This window comes from Burkholderia sp. (assembly GCF_018375725.1).
Classification (GTDB): domain Bacteria; phylum Pseudomonadota; class Gammaproteobacteria; order Burkholderiales; family Burkholderiaceae; genus Burkholderia.
This window is the reverse complement of record NZ_JAHACR010000334.1, coordinates 1-4,271: the sequence shown is the minus strand read 5'-3', so window position 1 is coordinate 4,271 and position 4,271 is coordinate 1. Positions and strand designations below refer to the sequence as shown.

Below are 4,271 nucleotides of genomic sequence, written 5' to 3'. Positions count from 1 at the left end.
GGAGCACGGCGGTCGGGCTCGCCTTGATGCCGAGCTTGTGCTCGATCGACACACACTGCACGTCGTTGCGCGCGCCGGGCGAGCCGTCGTCGTTGACGATGAACTTCGGCACCACGAACAGCGAGATCCCCTTCACGCCCTCCGGCGCATCCGGCGCACGGGCCAGCACGAGATGGACGATGTTCTCGGCCATGTCGTGCTCGCCATAGGTAATGAAAATCTTCGTGCCGAAGATCCGGTACGTGCCGTCCGCTTCCCGCGTCGCGCGCGAACGCACCATCGCGAGATCCGAACCGGCCTGCGGCTCCGTCAGGTTCATCGTGCCGGTCCACTCGCCCGCGACCAGCTTCGGCAGATACCGCTGCTTGAGCGCATCGGAACCGGCGGTCAACAGCGCCTCGATTGCGCCGTCGGTCAGCATCGCGCACAACGCGAACGACAGGTTCGCCGCGTTGGCCATTTCCATGCAGGGCGTGGCGATCAGCTTCGACAGGCCCTGCCCGCCGAACTCGACCGGATGGCCGACGCCTTGCCAGCCGCCTTCCGCGAATTGACGGTAGGCATCCGCGAAGCCCGCCGTGGTCACGACACGGCCGTCCTGCCAGTGGCTCGGCTGGCGGTCGCCTTCGACGTTCAGCGGCGCGATGACCTCGGCGTTCAGTTTCGCCGCCTCGTCGAGCACCGCCTGGGCTGTCTCGAGATTCGAATCCTCGAGCCCCGGCAGTGCGGCGACGCTTGCAATATCCGCCAGCGCCTCCAGCACGAATGTCATTTCCTTGGTGGGCGGAACGTAACTCATCGCCTGTCTCCTTCGTAGATATGCGCGCTGGATGGCAGGATCTGCTGCCGTGAAGCGCGGTTGCGATGCAGCATCGTAGCGCCCGGCCCGCCACGCTCCGATACCCAAACCTGCCCTTTCGCTGACAAATGCTGCCAATCGCCGCCGTGCGATGGCGCGCGGCTCATGTGAGTTTCGTGTGCCGATACGCGGCCGGCGTGCTGCCGGTCCAGTGCCGGAATGCGCGATGAAAGGCGGTCGGATTGTCGAAGCCGACGTCGTAGGCGATCGCCGCGATCGCGTCGTCCGAGCGGGTCAGCCGCTGGATCGCCACGTCGCGCCGAACTTCGTCCTTGATCGCCTGAAACGTCGTGCCCTCCGCTTCGAGCCGCCGGCACAGCGTGCGCACCGAATAGTGCAGCTGTTGCGCGACGGCATCGACCGTCGGCATCGCCGGCAGGCTGTCCGCGATGCGCTGCCGGACACGATGGCACACCATTTCCTCGGTAAAGGACACGAAGATCCAGTCCTCCGGCGCACGCTGGAGAAATGCTGTCAGGTCGGACTTCCGCTGCCGGATCGGGCGGTCGAGATACGCCGCGTCGAACACCAGGCACGTAGTGTCCCTGCCGAAACGCACCGGGCCGGGAAACAGGTACAGCAAATCGCCGGACATGGCGGGCCGGAGAAATTCGAAATTGGCTTCGACGAGCGGAATCTTCTGCCGGATCAGCCACGACGCCACGCCGTGCACGAGCTTGAGCATCAATTCCCGCGCGAGCGCGCTGACTGGCGGACCGTCCGGATTGGCGAAGAACTCGACCACCGCGCGCGCCTCTTCCCGCCGGGAGACGAGCCGGAAGTCGTCGAGAATCAGGTGAAAGAACTGGCCGAAACGATGCAGCGCGACCTCCAGCCGCGGCGCATCCAGCAGGCTGAGGCACAGAAACTTCAGGATCCCGTTGCGCAGCGGACGGCTGAAGATGCCTGGCATTTCGTCGTCCAGCTCCATCGCCAGCAGCCGGTAAAGCGTCGAGAACTGCTCCTGCGTCACGCGCGCCGCCGGCTTCGTCAGCAACTCGTGCGGAATGCCCGACTGCTCGGCCATGCGCGCGACGGCTGTACGGTCCGCGCCGGACAGGAAACCGTTGACGACCGAGATGGGGACAGTAGGGGAAAAGGAGTTCAAGAGAGCATCGCAGGCGGTGAACGCATGGCCGATTTTGTCATATTTCAACCGTCGGCGATGCCGGCCGGGCGGCCGTCTCCGAAGCATCCGCCCCCGTCATGCTGTTACGATGCCCCGTTCATTAACGGCATCATCAGGAAACAACGCGAGTGAACATGCTTTTCGACCACATCCATCCCGAACGCTGGGCGTTCGTCTGGAGCACCCTGTCGACCCTGTCGGTCAAGCTCTGTTCGGGCCTGCTCCTGCTCGTGGCCGGCTGGTGGATCTCGAAACGCGTCGGCCACGGCCTGAACCGCGTGCTGGCGAGCAAGGCGCACGTCGACGACACCTTGCGGCCGATTCTCCGCGATGTCGGCATCTGGGGCATCCGCATCGTCGCGATCGTGGGCGCGCTGTCGCAGCTCGGCATCGAAACGGCCAGCATCGTCGCGGTGCTCGGTGCCGCCGGTCTCGCGATCGGGCTTGCGCTGCAGGGCACCATGCAGAACATCGCAGCCGGCATCATGCTTCTGCTGCTCAGGCCGTTCAAGGTGGGCGACTATATCGACGGTGGCGCCGGCGTGGCGGGGACCGTCCATGAGGTGGGGCTCTTCATGACGCGCCTGACCAAACCGGACGGCATCTGCGAGTACGTACCGAACAGTTCGCTCTGGGGCAGCGCAATTCGCAATTACACGCGCAACCCGACGCGCCGGCTGGATCTCGAGATCGAAGTCTCCGTGCGCGACGATATCGACCGTGCGCTCGACGCGCTGCGCGTACTCGCCGGACACGACCCGGATGCGCTTCAGGATCCCGCGCCGGAGGTCATGGTGATGCGTTTCGACGACAGCACGGCGATCGTGAACCTGCGCGTGTGGGCCCATACCGACACGTTCTGGGCGCTTCGCTGGCGCCTCGCGCGTCAGGTGCGTAGGACACTTGCCGAGGCCGGATGCTCGCTGCCGATCCGCACGCGCGAACTGCATGTCGTTCGCGATGCATCGTCGGTATATCAGGAGAGCGGAAATTCAGGCGGGGAGGATGCCGGACACGACAAACGCATCGCGCGTTCGCGGTCGGCCTGACGATTGAGCGTTGCGTGCTGCGCCCCGTCCAGACGCAAATACGCGTGCACGCGCGTTTGCCGCGCGTGCACGCGAATGCCGGAAGACCGAGCCCGCGGACACTGCCGTCAGGCCGGGCATCCGGCAGCCATCCGCGTCGATGCGGACAGCTTACTGGCCGCCGCCTTCCATGCGCAGGCGCAGCTTGCTCGTGACGGACTTGACGCCCGGCACTTGGCGAGCGGCGTCTTGCGCCACCTTGTCTTGGGACTCGTCGGTCACGTAGCCGGCGAGCGTCACTGCACCCGTCTTCGCCTGGGCGAAAACCGTGACTTCCGCGTTGCCGATGCCAGGCGCCTTCGTGATGGCCTTGTACACCTTCTTCGACAGCGCGCGGTTCGCTGCACGGTCTGCCTTCTTCGACGAACGCGCCGTAGCCGGTGCCTTCGCCGGAGCGGCTTGCGCGCCCGATGCAACGGGAGCGGCCGAAGCTGCGGCTGCGCCCGATGCTGCGGTCGTAGCCGTGGTGGCCTGCGCATAGCATGCGAGCGACGACACCATGACGATCCCGCCCAGCAGAGCCTTGACACGTACCTTCATTATCTTCTCCTTGAAAAATAGAAACAGACAAATACGGATTGACTGCCGCTTCAAACGAACGCTCGACGAAGCGGCTGCTTCGTCCGTTTACTGCACTTCGTTACGATCATCGTCGCCATCGATTCAAGCGCCCATTCGTCCGTGGCAAGCGTCGAATCCCGCATGATTCTGCGGTATTCGCGTGACGCGACAAGGATGCGGCTGTTCTCGGCACACGTTCGCGCACTATAACTGGAATCCAAAAAAACGTGAAAGGGTCGGTCGCCCCTCCCTGTCGCGAAATTTGGCTTTCGTTGCGTATACGCTATCGCCCCTGTTACATCTGGAAAAACTGCTTGACAGGCGCACGCGGCCGCAGTGAAACCGCGCCGCATGGCGCATCGACGCAAAGGCCGGATGTCCGGCGAATGCGCCGCTTGCGAAACGCTCCGCGGATCCGCCGCGACAGCGCGCACCGGACACGCGGCGGGGAGGACGATGCCGCGATCTCCGCGAACAGTACGATCGGAATGAGGATTGCCGGCTCCGTAGGCATGGGATGATCGGAGCCCTTGTGGCGGAAGGCAGCAGGAGTCGAACCTACCAGGGAGCGGCTGACGCCCCCTACCGGGTTTGAAGCCCGGCCGCACCACCGGATACGGATGCCTTCCTTCGG

4 protein-coding genes and 1 tRNA gene are annotated in these 4,271 nt (G+C 64.6%); 1 reads left to right on the top strand and 4 read right to left on the bottom strand.

Features of this window, described 5'->3' with window-relative positions:
- Together KH616_RS22105 and KH616_RS22100 are read right to left on the bottom strand one after the other, a co-directional pair.
- Positions 1-799: acyl-CoA dehydrogenase family protein (locus KH616_RS22105; RefSeq protein WP_292251326.1), on the bottom strand; the 799-nt coding region annotated here is incomplete at its 3' end.
- 163 nt (positions 800-962) lie between these two features.
- On the bottom strand, positions 963-1,967 hold the full coding sequence (locus KH616_RS22100; RefSeq protein ID WP_292251323.1) for an AraC family transcriptional regulator: 1,005 nt from the start codon (positions 1,965-1,967) through the stop codon (positions 963-965).
- 155 nt (positions 1,968-2,122) lie between these two features.
- On the opposite strand from KH616_RS22100, the gene KH616_RS22095 reads away from it, so the two are divergent.
- A complete protein-coding gene (locus KH616_RS22095) occupies positions 2,123-3,037 on the top strand; it encodes a mechanosensitive ion channel family protein (RefSeq protein WP_292251329.1) in 915 nt (304 codons plus the stop codon).
- 150 nt (positions 3,038-3,187) lie between these two features.
- On the opposite strand, the gene KH616_RS22090 is transcribed toward KH616_RS22095, so the two are convergent.
- Complete coding sequence (locus KH616_RS22090) at positions 3,188-3,616, bottom strand: BON domain-containing protein (protein WP_292251321.1); 429 nt, start codon at positions 3,614-3,616, stop codon at positions 3,188-3,190.
- Positions 3,617-4,170: 554 nt separating this feature from the next.
- Positions 4,171-4,266, bottom strand: a tRNA-Sec gene (locus KH616_RS22085).
- Positions 4,267-4,271 lie beyond the last annotated feature (5 nt).